General features: G+C 73.4%; 17 protein-coding genes. 7 read left to right on the plus strand and 10 right to left on the minus strand.

Translation table 11 applies throughout. From position 1 onward, the window contains the following. Window positions 1-89 precede the first annotated feature (89 nt). Complete coding sequence (locus tag E4U92_RS20850) at window positions 90-947, minus strand: PHP domain-containing protein (RefSeq protein WP_137301950.1); 858 nt, start codon at window positions 945-947, stop codon at window positions 90-92. A 313-nt stretch (window positions 948-1,260) separates the two neighbouring features. Beyond that, a complete protein-coding gene (locus tag E4U92_RS20855; protein WP_137301951.1) occupies window positions 1,261-1,902 on the minus strand; it encodes a DUF6758 family protein in 642 nt (213 codons plus the stop codon). Window positions 1,903-2,061: 159 nt separating this feature from the next. On the opposite strand from E4U92_RS20855, the gene E4U92_RS20860 reads away from it, so the two are divergent. Continuing rightward, window positions 2,062-3,309, plus strand: a complete 1,248-nt coding sequence (locus E4U92_RS20860) for an MFS transporter (RefSeq protein ID WP_137301952.1) — start codon at window positions 2,062-2,064, stop codon at window positions 3,307-3,309. 53 nt (window positions 3,310-3,362) lie between these two features. Here E4U92_RS20860 and E4U92_RS20865 read toward each other — a convergent pair whose 3' ends face one another. Beyond that, window positions 3,363-3,950, minus strand: coding sequence for a suppressor of fused domain protein (locus tag E4U92_RS20865; RefSeq protein ID WP_137301953.1), 588 nt, complete (start codon window positions 3,948-3,950; stop codon window positions 3,363-3,365). Window positions 3,951-4,434: 484 nt separating this feature from the next. Between E4U92_RS20865 and E4U92_RS20870 the strand changes: the two genes are divergently transcribed. Continuing rightward, window positions 4,435-5,565, plus strand: coding sequence for a magnesium and cobalt transport protein CorA (locus tag E4U92_RS20870; protein ID WP_137301954.1), 1,131 nt, complete (start codon window positions 4,435-4,437; stop codon window positions 5,563-5,565). Window positions 5,566-5,588: 23 nt separating this feature from the next. After that, on the plus strand, window positions 5,589-6,104 hold the full coding sequence (locus tag E4U92_RS20875) for a hypothetical protein (protein ID WP_137301955.1): 516 nt from the start codon (window positions 5,589-5,591) through the stop codon (window positions 6,102-6,104). A 120-nt stretch (window positions 6,105-6,224) separates the two neighbouring features. Here the strand turns inward: E4U92_RS20875 and E4U92_RS20880 are convergent, their stop codons facing one another. Next, window positions 6,225-6,980 carry a hypothetical protein gene (locus E4U92_RS20880; RefSeq protein ID WP_373311562.1) on the minus strand — a complete coding sequence of 252 codons (756 nt, stop codon included), beginning with the start codon at window positions 6,978-6,980 and terminating at the stop codon, window positions 6,225-6,227. Window positions 6,981-7,248: 268 nt separating this feature from the next. Between E4U92_RS20880 and E4U92_RS20890 the strand changes: the two genes are divergently transcribed. From E4U92_RS20890 to E4U92_RS20900, 3 genes are read left to right on the plus strand one after another with little or no spacing between them, the layout of a single operon-like run. After that, window positions 7,249-8,631: a magnesium transporter MgtE N-terminal domain-containing protein gene (locus tag E4U92_RS20890; RefSeq protein ID WP_137301956.1), complete on the plus strand. Its 1,383-nt coding sequence runs from the start codon at window positions 7,249-7,251 to the stop codon at window positions 8,629-8,631. Beyond that, a complete protein-coding gene (locus E4U92_RS20895; protein WP_373311560.1) occupies window positions 8,621-9,241 on the plus strand; it encodes a DUF1003 domain-containing protein in 621 nt (206 codons plus the stop codon). The genes E4U92_RS20890 and E4U92_RS20895 overlap by 11 nt, the downstream gene beginning before the upstream one ends. 43 nt (window positions 9,242-9,284) lie before the next feature. After that, on the plus strand, window positions 9,285-10,418 hold the full coding sequence (locus E4U92_RS20900; RefSeq protein ID WP_137301957.1) for an Mrp/NBP35 family ATP-binding protein: 1,134 nt from the start codon (window positions 9,285-9,287) through the stop codon (window positions 10,416-10,418). Window positions 10,419-10,481: 63 nt separating this feature from the next. Here the strand turns inward: E4U92_RS20900 and E4U92_RS20905 are convergent, their stop codons facing one another. From E4U92_RS20905 to sigE, 5 genes are all read right to left on the minus strand, one after another. Continuing rightward, on the minus strand, window positions 10,482-11,141 hold the full coding sequence (locus E4U92_RS20905; RefSeq protein WP_137301958.1) for a hypothetical protein: 660 nt from the start codon (window positions 11,139-11,141) through the stop codon (window positions 10,482-10,484). 271 nt (window positions 11,142-11,412) lie between these two features. Then, window positions 11,413-11,835 (minus strand): sec-independent translocase, encoded by a 423-nt coding sequence (locus E4U92_RS20910; RefSeq protein ID WP_137301959.1) that lies wholly within the window; start codon window positions 11,833-11,835, stop codon window positions 11,413-11,415. 201 nt (window positions 11,836-12,036) lie between these two features. Further along, window positions 12,037-13,863 (minus strand): S1C family serine protease, encoded by a 1,827-nt coding sequence (locus E4U92_RS20915; RefSeq protein ID WP_137302019.1) that lies wholly within the window; start codon window positions 13,861-13,863, stop codon window positions 12,037-12,039. A gap of 125 nt (window positions 13,864-13,988) precedes the next feature. After that, on the minus strand, window positions 13,989-15,017 hold the full coding sequence (locus E4U92_RS20920) for an anti-sigma factor family protein (RefSeq protein WP_137301960.1): 1,029 nt from the start codon (window positions 15,015-15,017) through the stop codon (window positions 13,989-13,991). Continuing rightward, window positions 15,014-15,808: an RNA polymerase sigma factor SigE gene (gene sigE, locus E4U92_RS20925; protein WP_174863954.1), complete on the minus strand. Its 795-nt coding sequence runs from the start codon at window positions 15,806-15,808 to the stop codon at window positions 15,014-15,016. Before sigE ends, E4U92_RS20920 begins: the two co-directional genes overlap by 4 nt. 163 nt (window positions 15,809-15,971) lie before the next feature. On the opposite strand from sigE, the gene E4U92_RS20930 reads away from it, so the two are divergent. Further along, window positions 15,972-16,670 carry an O-methyltransferase gene (locus tag E4U92_RS20930; RefSeq protein ID WP_137301961.1) on the plus strand — a complete coding sequence of 233 codons (699 nt, stop codon included), beginning with the start codon at window positions 15,972-15,974 and terminating at the stop codon, window positions 16,668-16,670. A 74-nt stretch (window positions 16,671-16,744) separates the two neighbouring features. Here the strand turns inward: E4U92_RS20930 and E4U92_RS20935 are convergent, their stop codons facing one another. Further along, window positions 16,745-16,912: a DUF3117 domain-containing protein gene (locus E4U92_RS20935; RefSeq protein WP_003966491.1), complete on the minus strand. Its 168-nt coding sequence runs from the start codon at window positions 16,910-16,912 to the stop codon at window positions 16,745-16,747. Between the last annotated feature and the right edge of the window lie 75 nt (window positions 16,913-16,987).

The following is a 16,987-nucleotide window of genomic DNA, read 5'->3' on the forward strand; positions in this document are numbered from 1 at the left end:
ACGCCCGGGGGGCGCCGGGTACGGGGAAGCGAGGAGGAAGGGAAGGGAGGTGAAAAAGGGGAGGGAGAGCCCGGACAACTCCGGGCGGCTCAGCTTCCGCCCGTGCCGGGGACGGGGAAAGCTCCCGTGGCGCGGCGGGTGATCTCCCCGTACACCTCGGGGTCGGTGGTGTACTCGCCGAGCGCGACCGTCTTGCGGCTGCCGTGGTAGTCCGAGGAGCCGGTGACCAGCAGCCCCAGGTCCGCGGCCAGTCCCCGCAGGTGGGCGCGGGTGTCCGCGTCGTGGTCCAGGTGGTCGACCTCGATGCCGTCCAGGCCGGCCGCGGCCAGCTCGGCGATCGCGGACTCCGGCACCGTGCGGCCGCGCTTGCTGGCGGCCGGGTGCGCGAAGACGGTGACCCCGCCCGCGCCCTTGACCAGCCGGATCGCCTCGAACGGGTCGGTCTCGTGCTTGGCGACGTAGGCCCGCCCGCCGTCGGCCAGCCACTCCTCGGTGAAGGCGTCACCGACCGTCGGGACGACGCCCAGCTCGACGAGCGCGGTCGCCACGTGCGGGCGGCCGACCGAGCCGTCGCCGGCGATCCGGGCGACCTGTTCCCAGGTGACCGGCACGCCCAGCTCGTTGAGCTTGGCCACCATGCCCTTCGCCCGCGGCACCCGGTCGTCGCGCACCAGCTCGCGCTCGGCGAGCAGAGCGGGCTCCTCGGGGTCGAAGAGGTAGGCCAGCATGTGCATCGAGACGCCGCCCAGACGGCAGGACAGCTCGGCTCCGGTGACCAGCGTGAGCCCGGCGGGCAGCGCGGCGATCGCCTCGGCGTGCCCGCGGGTGGTGTCGTGGTCGGTCAGCGCGACGACGTCCAGACCGGCCGCGGACGCGTGACGCACCAGCTCGGCCGGGGTGTCCGTACCGTCGGACGCGGTGGAGTGGCAGTGCAGGTCGATACGCACGACGCGGACTCCAGGCGGTCACGGACGGAAGGGGACGCTCAAGGATAACCGCACACAAGCCCCCCACTGTCACACCCGCACCGCCCTACCGCCCCCTACAAGCTCCGCCACCCCCAGGACCCCCGAGCACCCACACCCCGCCCCGACTCCCCACCCCCAGGGGCGCGAGCAACTCCCCGAGCACCCCCACCCCGGCCCGGCGTCCCACCCTCAGGGGCGCGGGGAACTGCGCGAGCACCCCGCACCTGCCCGCAGCCGCCGACGACGCCACACCACCCCACCCTCACGCGCAGCACCGCCACCACAGCCCACCTCACGGCTTGAGCAAGCGCGGCGACAACGCTCCGCAGGGCACCAGCTCCACCTCCGCCCCCGCGTCCCGCAGATCCGTCAGCACCAGCTCGTCGTACATGAGCAGCCCCGACTGCTCGGGCCAGACCACCGCCCACAGCCACAGCCCGCGGGCCTCGCCCGCGAAGACCGCGCGGTCGGCCGGGCCGCCGGAGACGTGCCACAGCGGGGTGGGCCGGCCGGCGGCCAGCACCTTGGCCTGGGGAGGCTTCTCGACGTCCAGGTAGGGGCCGGGGTCCGGGCCGTCCATGCCGGCGTAGTACGCGCCGAGCCCGACGCCGAGTTCCTCGGCGACCAGGATCAGCTCGCCCATCCCGCCGAGCGGTCCGGGACCCGAGCAGGCGACGGCGGTGGCGCGGCCCCCGCTGCGGTCGTCGCCGGCGTAGGCCACGCCCGTGAACAGCCAGCCGACCGGCAGCGGCCAGGGCATCCACACCGGCACCCGGGTCCGGGCCACGACGACGCCCAGGGCTTCGACACTGGGCGGTATCACGGGCTGCAGCGGGTGCACCGTCCCGTGCGCGTCGCACTGCCAGGAGTCGGAGAAGAGGCCGGGAGCCCTGACCCGGCCACCACACTTCGGGCAACTGGGTTCGCCCCTCATAGGCCCCCACGGTCCTACCCGGACCCGCCCGCGTCAAGGACGATCACCCGTCCGGACGGGCCCCCACCGGCCAAAACTAGGTGCACCTTGCATTTATTAGCGTGGCTAACTTACTATGTGTAAACACCAACCATCTGTCGCAACCGGACAGGAGCAACCATGGCCACAGGAGGTACCGGGACCTCGGACCCCTTCGACGCCGGAGCGGGCGGAATCCTGCGCCAGCCCAAGGCGGTGTGGGCCACGGCCGGCGCGTCGGTCGTCGCCTTCATGGGCATCGGGCTCGTCGACCCGATCCTGCCGTCCATCGCCCAGGGCCTGCGCGCGACGCCCAGCCAGGTCTCCCTGCTGTTCACCTCCTACTTCCTGATCACCGCGATCGCGATGCTGGTCACGGGCTTCGTCTCCAGCCGCATCGGCGGGCGCAAGACCCTGCTGCTGGGCCTCGCCTTCGTCGTGGTGTTCGCCGGACTGGCCGGCACCTCCGACACGGTCGGCCAGCTCGTCGGCTACCGCGCGGGCTGGGGACTCGGCAACGCCCTCTTCGTCTCGACGGCCCTCGCGGTCATCGTCGGCGCGGCGGCCGGCGGCAGCGCGGCGGCGATCCTGCTCTACGAGTCCGCCCTCGGGCTCGGCATGGCCTGCGGGCCGCTGCTCGGCGCACTGCTCGGCGACGCGAGCTGGCGCTACCCGTTCTTCGGCACGGCCTTGCTGATGGCGGTCGGGTTCCTGTGCATCGCGGTGTTCCTGAAGGAGCAGCCCCGGCCGGCCCGGAAGACCTCGCTGCTCGACCCGCTCAAGGCGCTCGGCCACGGCGGCCTGGCCTCCGCGGCCGTCTCGGCGTTCTTCTACAACTACACGTTCTTCACCGTGCTGGCCTTCACCCCGTTCGTGCTGAACATGACCCCGTACAAGTCGGGTGCCGTCTTCTTCGCCTGGGGTGTGCTGCTCGCCGTGTTCTCGGTGCTCGTCGCCCCGCGGCTGCAGAAGCGGTTCGGCTCCCTGAAGGTGCTCGGCGGCTCGCTGGTGCTGCTCGCGGCCGATGTGCTGGTCCTCGGCTTCGGCGACCACACCACGGCCGTGGTGTGCACGATCCTGTCCGGTGCCTTCATCGGGGTGAACAACACCGTGTACACCGAGCTGGCCCTCGGCGTGTCGGACGCGCCGCGCCCGGTGGCGAGCGCGGGCTACAACTTCGTGCGCTGGTTCGCGGCCGCCGCCGCGCCCTACCTCGCGCCGAAGATCGAGGAGTGGACCGACCTGCGGATGCCGTTCGTGGTGGCGGCGGTCACGGCCGCCCTCGGCGCGCTCGTGGTCGTCGTGCGGCGCGGGGCCCTCACCCACCGGGCCGAGGAGCTCGAGCCGCGGCACGCCAGCGAGGACGGGGTGGCCGTCTTCGCCAACTGACGCCTCGCGCCCACCGGTTGGTGAACTTGCTCACCCGGTGGGCGCGGAACCGGTCAGTCCAGCGGGACGGACCTGCGGGAGGGATCCCGCAGGTCCGTCCCGTTCGTCAGCCAGCGCTCCTGGAGGGCCTGGGCGCCGTGCACGCGCTTCCAGGCGGCCTCGTTCGGCGTCATCGGCAGCAGGGGCAGGAAGTGCACCGGGTCCATCGGCGCGTCGAGTTCGAGGTCCTCGACCAGGCCGCCCGGCTCGGCCACCAGCACGGAGGTGAACGGGGCACCGGGCCACAGCGGTTCGCCCACGTCGAGGGAGGCGCCGGGAGCCACGACCAGTCCCTCGACCTGCGGGGACGCCCCCAGCACGGCGAGCGGGCGGAGCACCTTGTCGGTGTCGGCGCCGGCGCCCGCGCGCACCGACAGGACCAGTTCGGCGCGTGGCCCCGCGACCGGGTCGGCGACCATCGCCGTGGGGTCCGTCATGGGGTGCGCGGACATGCCGAGGGTGGCGTACCGGACGATGTCCCCCTCGTGGAAACGCAGCACCTCGATGCGGTCGGTGCCGAGGAAGGTGACCGCCGCGCGCGCGTCCGGCTCACCCAGCGCGGTGCGGTACCGGGCCTCGACCAGAGGAAGAACATCTGCCATGCGGCGAGCATAGAACTCGTCAGTGCCGGGCAAAGCAGCGCCTTGACACTTCGGACGACTGCTACTCTTGCCCGGTGGTTCGGGGCAGCACGTGCAAGCGTCGCGATCTAGCCCCGACGCCGATGGAACTCCCTTACGAGGGACCGGCCGGAGGAGGTGGGGCTGTCATGGATCGAAGTCGACCGTGCAGTACCACTCGCTCTTCCGCCCGCTGAATAGCCGATCTCGCTCTGGCTGGCCTGCCACCCCTCACGTTCGCGTGTGCGTGCCTGGCGCATCTCACCGGAAGAGCACTTCGTTTCGTTTCACCCGATCTGTCTGATCTGCATCAGAAGTCGAATCCAGCAGCGAAGCCCCTCACCGCGACGGTGCGGTGCTCCCCGCTTTGTGGACGTGCCAAACATCCGCAGCACGGACGTCCTCATTCCGGGTAGTTCCACCCGTCGGCGGAAGGCCTCGCCGCCCGATGCGAAGGAGCCTGCCCATGTCGATGATCCGCGACCTGCGCGCCGTCGTCCGCCCGTCCCGCCCCTCGCTGCGCAAGAGCGCCGTACGCCCGGACGGCGGCACCTACGACACCACGCGCGACCCCGCGACCCCGTCGGCCGTGGTCGACTGCGCGGTCTACCGCGACGGCGCCCGCGTCGAGACCGACGCCCCGCTGGCCCCGCAGGAGGCGATGCGCCGGGTGCGGCGCGACGGCGGCTTCGTCTGGATCGGCCTGCACGAGCCGACGGAGTCCGAATTCGCGGGCATCGCCTCGGAGTTCGGGCTGCACCCGCTGGCCGTGGAGGACGCCGTCCAGGCTCACCAGCGGCCCAAGCTGGAGCGCTACGACGACTCGCTGTTCACCGTGTTCAAGACGGTCCACTACGTCGAGCACGACGAACTCACCGCCACCAGCGAGGTCGTGGAGACCGGTGAGGTCATGTGCTTCACCGGGCGGGACTTCTTCATCACCGTCCGGCACGGCGGCCAGGGCTCCCTGCGCGCGCTGCGCCACCGCCTGCAGGACGACCCCGAGCTGCTCGCCAAGGGCCCGTCGGCCGTGCTGCACGCCATCGCCGACCACGTGGTCGACGGCTACATCGCGGTCGCCGACGCCCTCCAGGACGACATCGACGCCGTGGAGACGGACGTCTTCTCGCCCGGCCGCAAGGGCACCCCGCGCGGCACGGACGCCGGGCGGATCTACCAACTCAAGCGCGAGATCCTTGAGTTCAAGCGTGCGGTGTCGCCGCTGCTGCGGCCCATGCAGCTGCTGAGCGAGCGGCCGATGCGGCTGGTCGACCCCGACATCCAGAAGTACTTCCGCGACGTCGCCGACCACCTCGCGCGCGTGCAGGAGCAGGTGGTCGGCTTCGACGAGCTGCTGAACTCCATCCTCCAGGCCAACCTCGCGCAGGCGTCCGTCGCGCAGAACGAGGACATGCGCAAGATCACGTCGTGGGCCGCGATCATCGCCGTACCGACGATGGTGTGCGGGGTCTACGGCATGAACTTCGAGCACATGCCCGAGCTGCACTGGCGCTACGGCTATCCCGTGATCATGTCCTTCACGGTGGCCATCTGCCTGGGCATCCACCGCACCCTGAAGCGCAACGGCTGGCTGTAGGACCGCCTGGATAGGCTGGGGCCATGACCAACGAGCTGCTCGACCAGGCCCTCGTCGAGGAGGCCACCAAGAAGTCCGGGCTCGTCTGGGTCCGGCCGGAGGGCGCGGCGGCCGCGCGTGCGCTGTGGCACGTGTGGCACGAGGGTGCCGCGTGCCTGGTCGGTGACGGGCCCGGCGAGCAGCCGCTGTCCGGGCTGGCCGACGGCGGACGGGCCGAGGTGACCGTGCGCAGCAAGGACAAGGGCGGCCGGCTGGTCTCCTGGACCGCGCGGGTCGTCCAGCTCGCACCCGGCGGCGACGCGTGGGACGCGGCGGTCGCCGAGCTCAGGGGCAAGCGGCTCAACGCGCCCGACGGCGAGGCGATGACCGGGCGCTGGGCCAGGGAGTGCCGCGTCCTGCGCCTGGAGCCGACGGGCACCACGCTGCCGCTGCCCGAGGGCAGCCTGGCCGCCGTCCCGGTGCCCACCCCGGCGACGACCCGCCGGCCGGTCCCGGCGGGCCTGCCGCGGCTGCTGGCGCGCCGCAGGAAGCGGACGTAGGACGCAGGACCGCACGGCGGCCCGACCGGCGGACCCGGACCCGGACGGCGGCCGGACCGACGGCACCCGGACCCGGGGCCGTACGGCGGCCGGAGCGGCGGCGCCCAGGCCCAGGGCCGGTCAGGACGTCGGCAGTTGGTGGCCGTAGTCCACCGTCTCGCCCTTCGCCGGCTCCGCCAGCGCGAAGTCCTCGCCCCAGGCCGAGAACGTCAGCGTGCCCGCGCCGCCCGCGCGCACCAGGCGCAGCGGGTACGGGCGGCCCTCCAGGGAGACGTCCAGGGTGCCGCCGGAGCCCTTGTCGCCGGTGATGCGGATGGTGCGCACGCCGCCCTGCTCGTGGTGGCCGTCCGTCGCGAGCGTGCCGTGCAAGGTGAGCAGACCGTCGAGGAGGACGTCCTTGTCCGTGAACCCGCTGAACTTCTTGTACGAGGGGTCACCCGTGGGCACCTTCACGTACTTGCCGTCGAGCTTGTCCGCGGCGGCCGCGTCGGTGCCCTGGTCGTCGCCCTTGCCGTCCTCGTGCTTCCAGAAGCCCGCGTCGGCCTTCAGGTACAGCTCTTCGCCGATCCGCAGGAGCTGGAAGGTGGCCCCCTGGGAGGTGACCGAGCCGGTGCCGCCGCCGGACTTCAGGCGCATGTCGAGCCGGTACGTGCGCCCGCTGGTGACCACCGTCCCCGCCAGCCGCACCGCTTGTGCCGCGTCGGCGGCCGCCTTGGTCCTGGCCTGGATCCGCTCGGCCGGCAGCTTGCCCACCCCGTTGGTGCCCGCGTCCGGGTCCTCGCTGCACCCCGTCACCAGCGGTCCTGCCGCGACCAGGACGCACACGGCGCCCATCAGCGCGGTCCGACGGGTACGGCCGTGGCGCATCGCAGTCACAGACGCAGCTGCCTTTCCATGGGGATCTCCTCAGCGGCGTACGGCAGCGTACCGGGGTCGCGGGGCCTCGGCGGAGCCGGTCCGTCCGGACCCCTCACCAGGGCGTATCCGATCGGGACGGGCTAGCCTGAAGCCCGCACGAACGGGCAATTGGGATAACGGCCCCCTCGTCCGCACCCGCCCCCTCGTCCCCTCCCGCACCCGGCCCCTGATCCCCCACCGCCCCCCGTCCCGTCCCCACACCCCGGCAAGCGAAGGAAGCACAGTCATGGCAGCCGGCGCCCCCCGGATCTTCGTCTCGCACCTCTCCGGTGTCGCCGTCTTCGACCCCACCGGCGACCAGGTGGGACGGGTGCGCGACCTGGTCGTCATGCTGCGCGTCGGCCGCCGGCCGCCGCGGGTGCTCGGACTGGTGGTCGAACTGGCCACGCGCCGCCGGATCTTCCTGCCCATGACCCGGGTGACCGGCATCGAGTCCGGCCAGGTCATCACCACCGGCGTGCTCAACGTCCGCCGCTTCGAGCAACGCCCCACGGAACGGCTGGTCTTCGGCGAGCTGCTGGACCGGCGCGTCACCCTCGCCGACAGCGGCGAGGAGGTCACCGTGCTCGACCTGTCGGTGCAGCAGCTGCCCGCCCGCCGGGACTGGGAGATCGACCGGGTCTTCGTGCGCAAGGGCAGGAAGGGCGGCGCCTTCCGCCGCGCCAAGGGCGAGACGCTGACCGTGGAGTGGTCGGCCGTCACCGGCTTCTCCGTGGACGAACAGGGACAGGGCGCGGAGAACCTGCTCGCCACCTTCGAGCAGCTGCGCCCCGCCGACCTGGCCAACGTCCTGCACCACCTGTCCCCGAAGCGGCGCGCCGAGGTCGCCGCGGCCCTCGACGACGACCGGCTGGCCGACGTCCTGGAGGAGCTGCCGGAGGACGACCAGATCGAGATCCTCGGCAAGCTGAAGGAGGAGCGCGCGGCGGACGTCCTGGAGGCCATGGACCCGGACGACGCGGCCGACCTGCTCGCCGAGCTCCCGGAGGCCGACAAGGAGCGGCTGCTGAGCCTGATGCAGCCCGACGACGCGGCCGACATGCGGCGGCTGATGTCGTACGAGGAGCACACGGCCGGCGGTCTGATGACGACCGAGCCGATCGTGCTGCGCCCGGACGCCACCGTCGCCGACGCCCTGGCCCGGGTGCGCAACCGCGACCTGTCCCCGGCGCTCGCCGCCCAGGTCTACGTGTGCCGGCCGCCCGACGAGACGCCGACCGGCAAGTACCTGGGCACCGTGCACTTCCAGCGGCTGCTGCGCGACCCGCCGTACACCCTGGTCGGCTCGATCATCGACGACGACCTCCAGCCGCTGGACCCGGACGCGGCGCTGCCCGTCGTCGCCGGGTTCTTCGCGACGTACGACATGGTCGCGGCGCCCGTCGTCGACGAGGCGGGCTCGCTGCTGGGCGCGGTGACGGTGGACGACGTGCTGGACCACATGCTGCCGGAGGACTGGCGGGAGACGGAGTTCCATCTGGAAGAGGACCCCGCGGACCCCGGGGGCACCCCGGACCCCGGGGACGCGACGGTCACCGCGGACGACGACCGGGTCGGCGCGGAGGGCGCCGACGGGCGCGGCGAGGGGGGTGGTCCGCGTGGTGCCTGAGCGTGAGGGCGTCCGTGAGGGGCGCGCGACGGCGTCCGGCGGCCGCGAGCGTGCGCCGTCCGGGGCGACGGCCACCACCCGTCCGCGCGCCCGGCTGGACCAGCCGCGCCCGCCGCGGCGGCGGCTGCTGCCCGAGTGGGACCCGGAGGCGTTCGGGCGGCTCTCGGAGCGCATCGCGCGCTTCCTGGGCACGGGACGGTTCATCGTCTGGATGACGGTCGTGATCATCCTGTGGGTCGTGTGGAACGTGTTCGCGCCGCACTCCCTGCGCTTCGACCAGTACCCGTTCATCTTCCTGACGCTGATGCTGTCCCTGCAGGCGTCCTACGCGGCGCCGCTGATCCTGCTCGCGCAGAACCGGCAGGACGACCGCGACCGGGTCAACCTCGAACAGGACCGCAAGCAGAACGAGCGGTCCATCGCGGACACCGAGTACCTGACCCGTGAGATCGCCGCCCTGCGCATCGGCCTGGGCGAGGTGGCCACGCGGGACTGGATGCGCTCGGAACTGCAGGACCTGCTGAAGGAACTGGAGGAGCGGCGCGACGGCCACGGACCTGCCGTATTCCCGGCAGAACGGTCGGCCGTACGTGACGCAGACGACCGCTGAGGGGCATCCCTAAGGCCCCTCCGGTCGCCGTACCATCGTCCCTATGGCTAGCGAAGACGCGGTGCGCGAAGCACTGGCGACGGTGAACGACCCCGAGATCAACCGCCCCATCACCGAGCTCGGGATGGTCAAATCGGTGGAGATCGGCGCGGACGGGGCGGTCGCGGTCACCGTGTACCTGACGGTCTCCGGCTGCCCCATGCGCGACACGATCACCCGGCGCGTCACCGAGGCGGTCTCCCGCGTCGAGGGGGTCACCCGTGTCGACGTCACGCTCGACGTGATGAGCGACGAGCAGCGCAAGGAGCTGGCGACGGCCCTGCGCGGCGGCCAGGCGGAGCGCGAGGTGCCCTTCGCCAAGCCCGGCAGCCTGACCCGCGTCTACGCCGTCGCCTCCGGCAAGGGCGGCGTCGGCAAGTCCTCGGTCACGGTGAACCTCGCGGCGGCCATGGCGGCCGACGGCCTGAAGGTGGGCGTCGTCGACGCCGACATCTACGGCCACTCGGTGCCGCGCATGCTGGGCGCCGACGGCCGCCCGACCCAGGTCGAGAACATGATCATGCCGCCGTCGGCGCACGGCGTGAAGGTCATCTCGATCGGCATGTTCACCCCGGGCAACGCGCCGGTCGTCTGGCGCGGCCCGATGCTGCACCGCGCGCTCCAGCAGTTCCTGGCGGACGTGTACTGGGGCGACCTGGACGTGCTGCTGCTCGACCTGCCGCCCGGCACCGGCGACATCGCGATCTCCGTGGCGCAGCTCGTCCCGAACGCCGAGATCCTGGTCGTGACGACGCCCCAGCAGGCGGCGGCCGAGGTGGCCGAGCGGGCCGGTTCCATCGCCGTGCAGACCCACCAGAAGATCGTCGGCGTGGTCGAGAACATGTCCGGCCTGCCCTGTCCGCACTGCGGCGAGATGGTCGACGTCTTCGGCACCGGCGGCGGCCAGCTCGTCGCCGACGGCCTCACCCGTACCACGGGCGCCACGGTCCCGGTCCTCGGCAACATCCCCATCGACGTCCGCCTGCGCGAGGGCGGCGACGAGGGCAAGCCGGTCGTCCTGACCGACCCCGACAGCCCGGCGGGCTCGGCCCTGCGCGGCATCGCCGGGAAGCTGGGCGGCCGGCAACGGGGCCTGTCGGGCCTGTCGTTGGGGATCACCCCGAAGAACAAGTTCTAGCCCGCGGCGGACGAAGGGGCGCCGGGATCGACCGGCGCCCCTTCGTCGCGCGCTGCCCGGCTCTCAGGCGTACGCCGTGATGTCCTTGATGATCGCGAAGCCGAGGCCGTACGCGCTCATGCCCCGCCCGTACGCGCCCACGTGCACGCCCTCCTGCGTGGAGCCGGCGAGCACCCAGCCGAACTCGGACTCGCGGTAGTGGAACGGCGTCGGCACCCCGTCCACCGGCAGCGAGAGCGTGGACCACTCCGGCCCGCCGAGGTCGTCGGCCAGCTCCCACGCCGTCTCCGTCTGCTGGTCCAGCCAGTCGTCCCGCAGGCTGTGGTCCATCTGGCCCGGCCAGGTGTAGGACAGCAGCCCCACGCCCGCCAGCCAGGCCGCCGACGACACGGTGGTGGCCTCCAGCAGCCCCGTACCGTCCGCGCTGCGCCGCGACGGGTTCGCCGCGACGGTCACGACGACCGCGAACTTCCCCCGGTCCTCCCCCGCCGTCTCGTGGCGCACCGAGGGCTCGTCGCCGTGTCCGACGGACCCGTGCTCGACGGCGCCGTCGGCGGCCGTCCCCACCTGCATCAGCCAGCGCGGCCCCGTGAAGGCCTCGTCGAGGCCGTACCAGGGGAAGGGCGCCTCGAGGTAGCCGTCGACGGTGCGCCGGGCGGAGGGGACGTGCTGTGCGCCCTCCGCGGCCGGCGCCTGTGCGACTGCCCGACTCGTCGTCTCCATGTGCCCCGACGCCTCCTTGCTCCGGGCGGACCGGTCCGGCCCGCCCCCCTTCGGGCGGCTCTACTCCTTGAAGTACGGTCCGCACAACAACTCGGCAGCATATCCACCTCGCCCCGGACAGCCGGGAAAGCGCCCGGCGCGTGGGGCCTTCCGGATGCCCGCTGTGGGCCGTGCGAAGGGTCCGGGGCGTATGAAACGCGTCACGTACGCCCCCTGACCCGGCGTCCGGGAGGGGGCGTACGCGAGAAGGTGCGCGGGCGGGGCGGGCGCGTCAGGTGGCGTCGGGGTCGAACGCCGGACGCTCGTCACGGCCCGGGTCCTCGGGCTTCTTCGTCATGTCGATGCGGCCACCGGCGGGGCCCGGGTCGTTGTCCCGGCTGTGGACGGCGTCCGTGACCTCGGCCATCTCCTTCTTCAGGTCGAAGCCGTTGCGGATCTCCTTGAGCCCCAGGTCCTCGTTCTCGAGCTGCTTGCGCAGGAACGTCTTGGGGTTGAGGTCCTCGAACTCGAAGTCCTTGAACTCCGGGCCGAGTTCCTGCCGGATGTCCTGCTTGGCGCTCTCGGAGAACTCACGGATCTTCCGGATCGTGCGCATCACGTCCTGGATGACCTTGGGGAGCTTGTCCGGACCGAAGACGAGCACGGCCAGGACGACGATCGTCACCAGCTCGAGCGGTCCTATGTCATTGAACACCTGAAGCTCCTTGCGAAGTCCGCGGTCCTCGGCCCTCGGGGTGTGCTGCGGGTCGTCCGTGGGTCCGGGCCGGGTCCACGGTACCTGTCGCACCTGTCCGACCGGTACTGCCCCGTGGGCTCCGCGTGCGCCGGTCCGGCCGGTTTTCCGCGTTGTTCGCCCAGGGGGCCGCGTCCCGACATCCGGCCGGTGAGGTCCGTGTCACTTCGAGGAGCCCAGGACCAGCGAGAGGGTCTGTTCCTGCCCGTCGCGCTCGACGGTGAGCCGGAGGCGGTCGCCGGGGCGGTGGGCGCGGGTCCTGACGATCAGTTCCTCACCCGAGTGGACGCGCTGGCCGTCGACCTCGGTGATCACGTCACCGGCGCGCAGACCGGCCCGGGCGCCGGGGCCGCCCGGGGTGACCGGGGAGGCGTCGCCGTCGGCGGCGGTGCCGACGCGGGCGCCGTCGCCGGACCAGCCCATGTCGAGGGTGATGCCGATGACCGGGTGGGTCGCCCGGCCGGTGTTGATCAGCTCCTCGGCGACGCGCTTGCCCTGGTTCACGGGGATGGCGAAGCCCAGCCCGATCGACCCCGCCTGGCCGCTGTCCGCGCCGGTGCCGGCCCCGGCCGACCGGATGGCGGAGTTGATGCCGACGACGCGGCCCCGGCGGTCCAGCAGGGGGCCGCCGGAGTTGCCGGGGTTGATGGGCGCGTCGGTCTGCAGGGCGTCCACGTACGACACGTCGCTCGCGTCGCCGCCGTCGCCGCCGGCGGTGATGGGCCGCTCCTTGGCGCTGATGATGCCTGCGGTGACCGTGCCCTCCAGGTCGAAGGGGGCGCCGATGGCGACGACGGGATCGCCGACCTGGACGTCGTCGGAGTTGCCCAGCGGCAGGGGGGTGAGGCCCTTGACGCCGGTGACCCGGACGACGGCGAGGTCGTAGCCGCTGTCCCGGCCGACGATCTCCGCCGTGGCGGTCTGCCCGCCGTTGAAGACCACCGTTATGGCGCCGTCACCCCCGGCGGGCTGGACGACGTGGTTGTTGGTGAGGATGTGGCCCTGGGTGTCGAGCACGAAGCCGGTGCCGGTGCCGGACTCCTCGCTGCCGGTGACGTGCAGGGTCACCACGCTGGGCAGGGCCCGCGCGGCGATCCCCGCGACGCTGTCGGGCGCGCGTCCGCTGGGCGCGGCGCTGGGCTGCGGCAGCTCGACCGCGCCGATGCCGCCGTTGCGCTCGAGCTGGGCCCCGACGACGCCGCCGGCGAGCCCGGAGACCAGCGCGATCAGCAGCGCGCCGCCGGCCAGCCCCCGCCGCACCCGCCTGCGCCGCTGCACGTCACCGACCACCCCGGCCCCGGCCTGCTGAAGAGGCCCGGCGGCCCCCTTGGCCCAGGGGTCGTAGCGGTGCCAGGGGTCGGCGGGGGGCGCGGGAGGGGCGGCGGGGTCGAGGGCGGCCGGTGAGGCGGGGTCGGGGGCTACGGCAGGCTCGGGCGGGGCGGTGAGGTCGGGCGCTGCGGCAGGCTCGGGCGGGGCGGCCGGGGCCACAGGAGGCTCGGCGGCGGAGGCGGGCCCGGGTACTGCGGGCGGCTCGGCCGGAACAGCGGACCCGGGTACCGGTACGGCGGTGTCGCCCGCGTCGGGGACCACGGCGGCGGCCGCCGGGTGCTGGACCGGCGGCGCGGGCGCCCAGGGCCCCGGCCTGCCGTACGGCGGGGTGCTGTAGGCGTCGGGATCGTGGAGGGGCTTGGGCCGCTCGGGATCGTGCAGGGACCTGGACTGCTCGGCGTCGGACTGCGGGTCGGTGCGGTGCTCCGGCCGGGGCTGCGGCTCGGGGAGCGCGAAGTCCCCGTCCGCCCCGGCAGCGGCTCCGCCGGCAGCGCTCCCGCCGCCCTCCGCGGGCCGTGCCAGTTCGAAGTCCCCGGCGTCCGCGCCGCCGGTGTCACGCGCGCGGACGTCCCGGGTCCCGGTGCCCTCCGCCCGCTCACCCCCGACCGGCTCGCCGCTCTCCCCCGGCTCGGGTCCGTTGCGCCGCTCGCCCTCGTCCATGCTCTCCCCGCAGCCGGCCACGGCAGCGCTCCTCGGCGGTGGCCGCGGCTCGTCGACAGCCGACTCCGCGCCCGGCCGGAACGGCGTGGGCGCGGTCCACCGTGGATTACATCAGGTCCGCGGGATCAGCGCGCGGTCCGCGCGGAGGCGGGCGGCGTCGCGCCGGGGGGCACGGTCAGCGCGGACGACGGCGCGGGCGCCGGGGACGGCACACCGGGGCCGACGGCCGCGGCGACCAGGTCCGACCACGTCGGCCGCGGGGCGGGCGTCCAGGACGCCGGTGTGACGGGTGCGGCCACGCCCAGCGGGCGTATCAGCGGCGACATGGCCGCCGCGCCGGCCACCACGGGCGTGGTGAACCGCTGCCGGGGCGTCGACGGGGCCGGCACACCCGGGAGGAGCGGTGCGGACACCTCGGTCGGGGCGACCGGGGTGTCGCCGAGCAGGCTCTGGCCGCTCTGGGCGGACAGCGGGACCGCGCTGCGGCGGCGCTGGCCCTCGGGCGCCGTGGCGGTGCCGGACGCGGCGGTGCGGGCCGGTGTGACGTTGCTGCCGCTGCCGGAGCCGCCGCGGGCGTCCGCGGCCGTGTCGAAGGGGCTGCCGCCGGTCATGCCGCCCAGGGCGATCGCGGCCAGCGAGACCGCTCCGGCGGCCACGAAGGCGATCCGCATCCCCCGGGAGCGCTCGGCCTCGCCGCGGGCCACGGGGTGGATGCGGAAGCCGCGCTCGGCGGGGTCGGGGGCCGGCCCGGAGCCGTGGGCGCGCGCCGGGGCGTAGGCGAACTCGAAGGGCTGGCCCCGTCGCACCCCGAAGGCGCCGAGGGCCGGTGCGGGGGCGGCGTCGGGGAGGCGGGCGCCGAACCCCGCCCCGCCGAGCGGGGTGGCGCCGTCGTCCGGGTCACCCCCCGCGGGGAGGCCCTGGAGGCGGGCCAGGAAGCTCTCGGAGGGCGTCGGCGGGGCGACGGCCGCGAAGACGTCCTTCAGACGGCGCTGCGCGTCCACCTCCGCCTTGCACTTCGGGCAGGTGGCCACGTGCGCCAGTACGCGCTCGCGCGCGTCATGACCGAGCTCTCCGTCCACCAGGGCGGAGAGTCGGTCTCCCAGGTGCTGCTCTGCGAGGTGTCCCTCGGCAGGGTCCGGCCGTGTTCCACTCACGCGGGCGCGCCCCCTCCCCTCAGAGCGGGCACGCGGGGCACGAAGGAGCGGCGCCCGGCGCGGGCCTCGGGCGAGCGGTGCGCGAGGGCCTTGCGGAGCTGGGAGCGGCCCCGGTGGATCCGCGAGCGGACCGTGCCGAGCTTGACGCCGAGGGTCGCGGCGATCTCCTCGTAGGACAGGCCTTCGATGTCGCACAGGACGACGGCCGCGCGGAACTCGGGCGCGAGGGTGTCGAGGGCCTGCTGGACGTCGGCGTCGAAGTGCGCGTCGTTGAAGACCTGCTGCGGGGTCGGCTCCTTGCTGGCGAGCCGCTCGGCGGCGTCCTCGCCGAGGGCGTCGAAGCGGATGCGCTGCTTGCGGCGGACCATGTCCAGGAACAGGTTGGTGGTGATCCGGTGCAGCCAGCCCTCGAAGGTGCCGGGCGAGTAGGTCGACAGGGAGCGGAAGACCCGGACGAAGACCTCCTGGGTGAGGTCCTCGGCGTCGTGCTGGTTGCCCGTCAGCCGGTAGGCGAGACGGTACACGCGGGCGCTGTGCGTGCTGACGATCTCCTCCCAGGTGGGCGGAGTCCAGGCCTGCCCGTCCGCGTCGGTGGTGAAGGTCGCGGTCGGGATCCTGCCAGAGGCGGGGCCGGCGGGGCCGGCGGCGTGGCTCGGGTCAGCAGCGGTGTCGGTCACGGATCTCGGCCTGCCCGCCGATCCGAGGAGGCGCCGCAGCGCTCCCCCGCGATCCACAGGCGTGGCCGCACCTCCCCTGTCAGCTCTGGTGGTGTCCAGCGGAGCCCCTACCATAGCCACCTCGCCCGTTAGGACCGGATAAGCGGTTTTACGAGAATTTGATCTGGGCTGGTACGGCTCATGCGGCTGCGTCAGCAGTTGCTCGCCGCCCCGCTCCTCGTCGTGATCCAACTGTGTCCCCCCGCGGTCGTTCCCACCCCTTCAAACGCCCGGTCCCATCTGCGGGTTCCCGACGCCAACGGATACAGTCACGCCGAGGCAACCGCGGGGACAGGAGAGGGTCATTACCGGCAACCGGCAGACGAGCTGGGCGTTCGCCGACGCCTATGTCGCCGAGGACGACGCACTGCGCTGGGCCCGCGAACGGGCCCGTGAGGCAGGGCTGCGCTCGGTGACGCCCGGCACGGGCGCCGCGCTGCGTCTGCTCGCCGCCTCCGTGGACGCCAAGGCCGTCGCGGAGATCGGTACGGGCACCGGTGTCTCCGGCATCCACCTGCTGCACGGGATGCGCCCGGACGGGGTGCTGACGACCGTGGACCCCGAGCCGGAGCACCAGCAGTTCGCCCGGCAGGCGTTCCGCGCCTCGGGCTTCGCCAGCAACCGGGCCCGCTTCATCCCGGGCCGCGCCCTGGACGTGCTGCCCCGCCTCGCCGACGCCGGCTACGACCTCGTCTTCTGCGACGGCGACCGGCTGGAGCTGCTCGACTACCTCGCTGAATCGTTGCGCCTGCTGCGTCCGGGCGGCCTCGTGGTGTTCGAGGGCGTCTTCGCGAACGGGCGCACGGTGGACTCGGGGCCGCAGCCCACGGAGGTCATACGCATCCGGGAGCTGCTGCGCGCGGTGCGCGAGAGCCAGGAGCTGGTGCCGTCGCTGCTGCCGGTCGGCGACGGGCTGCTGTGCGCGGTCAAGCGCTGAGCTGCCGGGGAAAAGCAGTCCCCCGGCACCGCACTGCGATGCCGGGGGACTGGAAGGGTATGGTCGCTTCCGCGTCAGCCGACGACCTTCTTGAGGGCGTCGCCGAGGGCGTCGGCCTCGTCCGGGGTCAGCTCTACGACGAGCCGACCGCCGCCTTCGAGCGGAACGCGCATGACGATGCCCCGCCCCTCCTTGGTCACCTCGAGCGGGCCGTCGCCCGTCCGCGGCTTCATGGCCGCCATGCTCGTTCCCCTTCCTGAAACCAGCTCATCGCCAAAGCCGACGGCCCCTGAAGGGCACGCGCAGTCCAGCGGGAC

The sequence above is a fragment of the Streptomyces galbus genome, assembly GCF_005280195.1.
Classification (GTDB): domain Bacteria; phylum Actinomycetota; class Actinomycetes; order Streptomycetales; family Streptomycetaceae; genus Streptomyces; species Streptomyces galbus.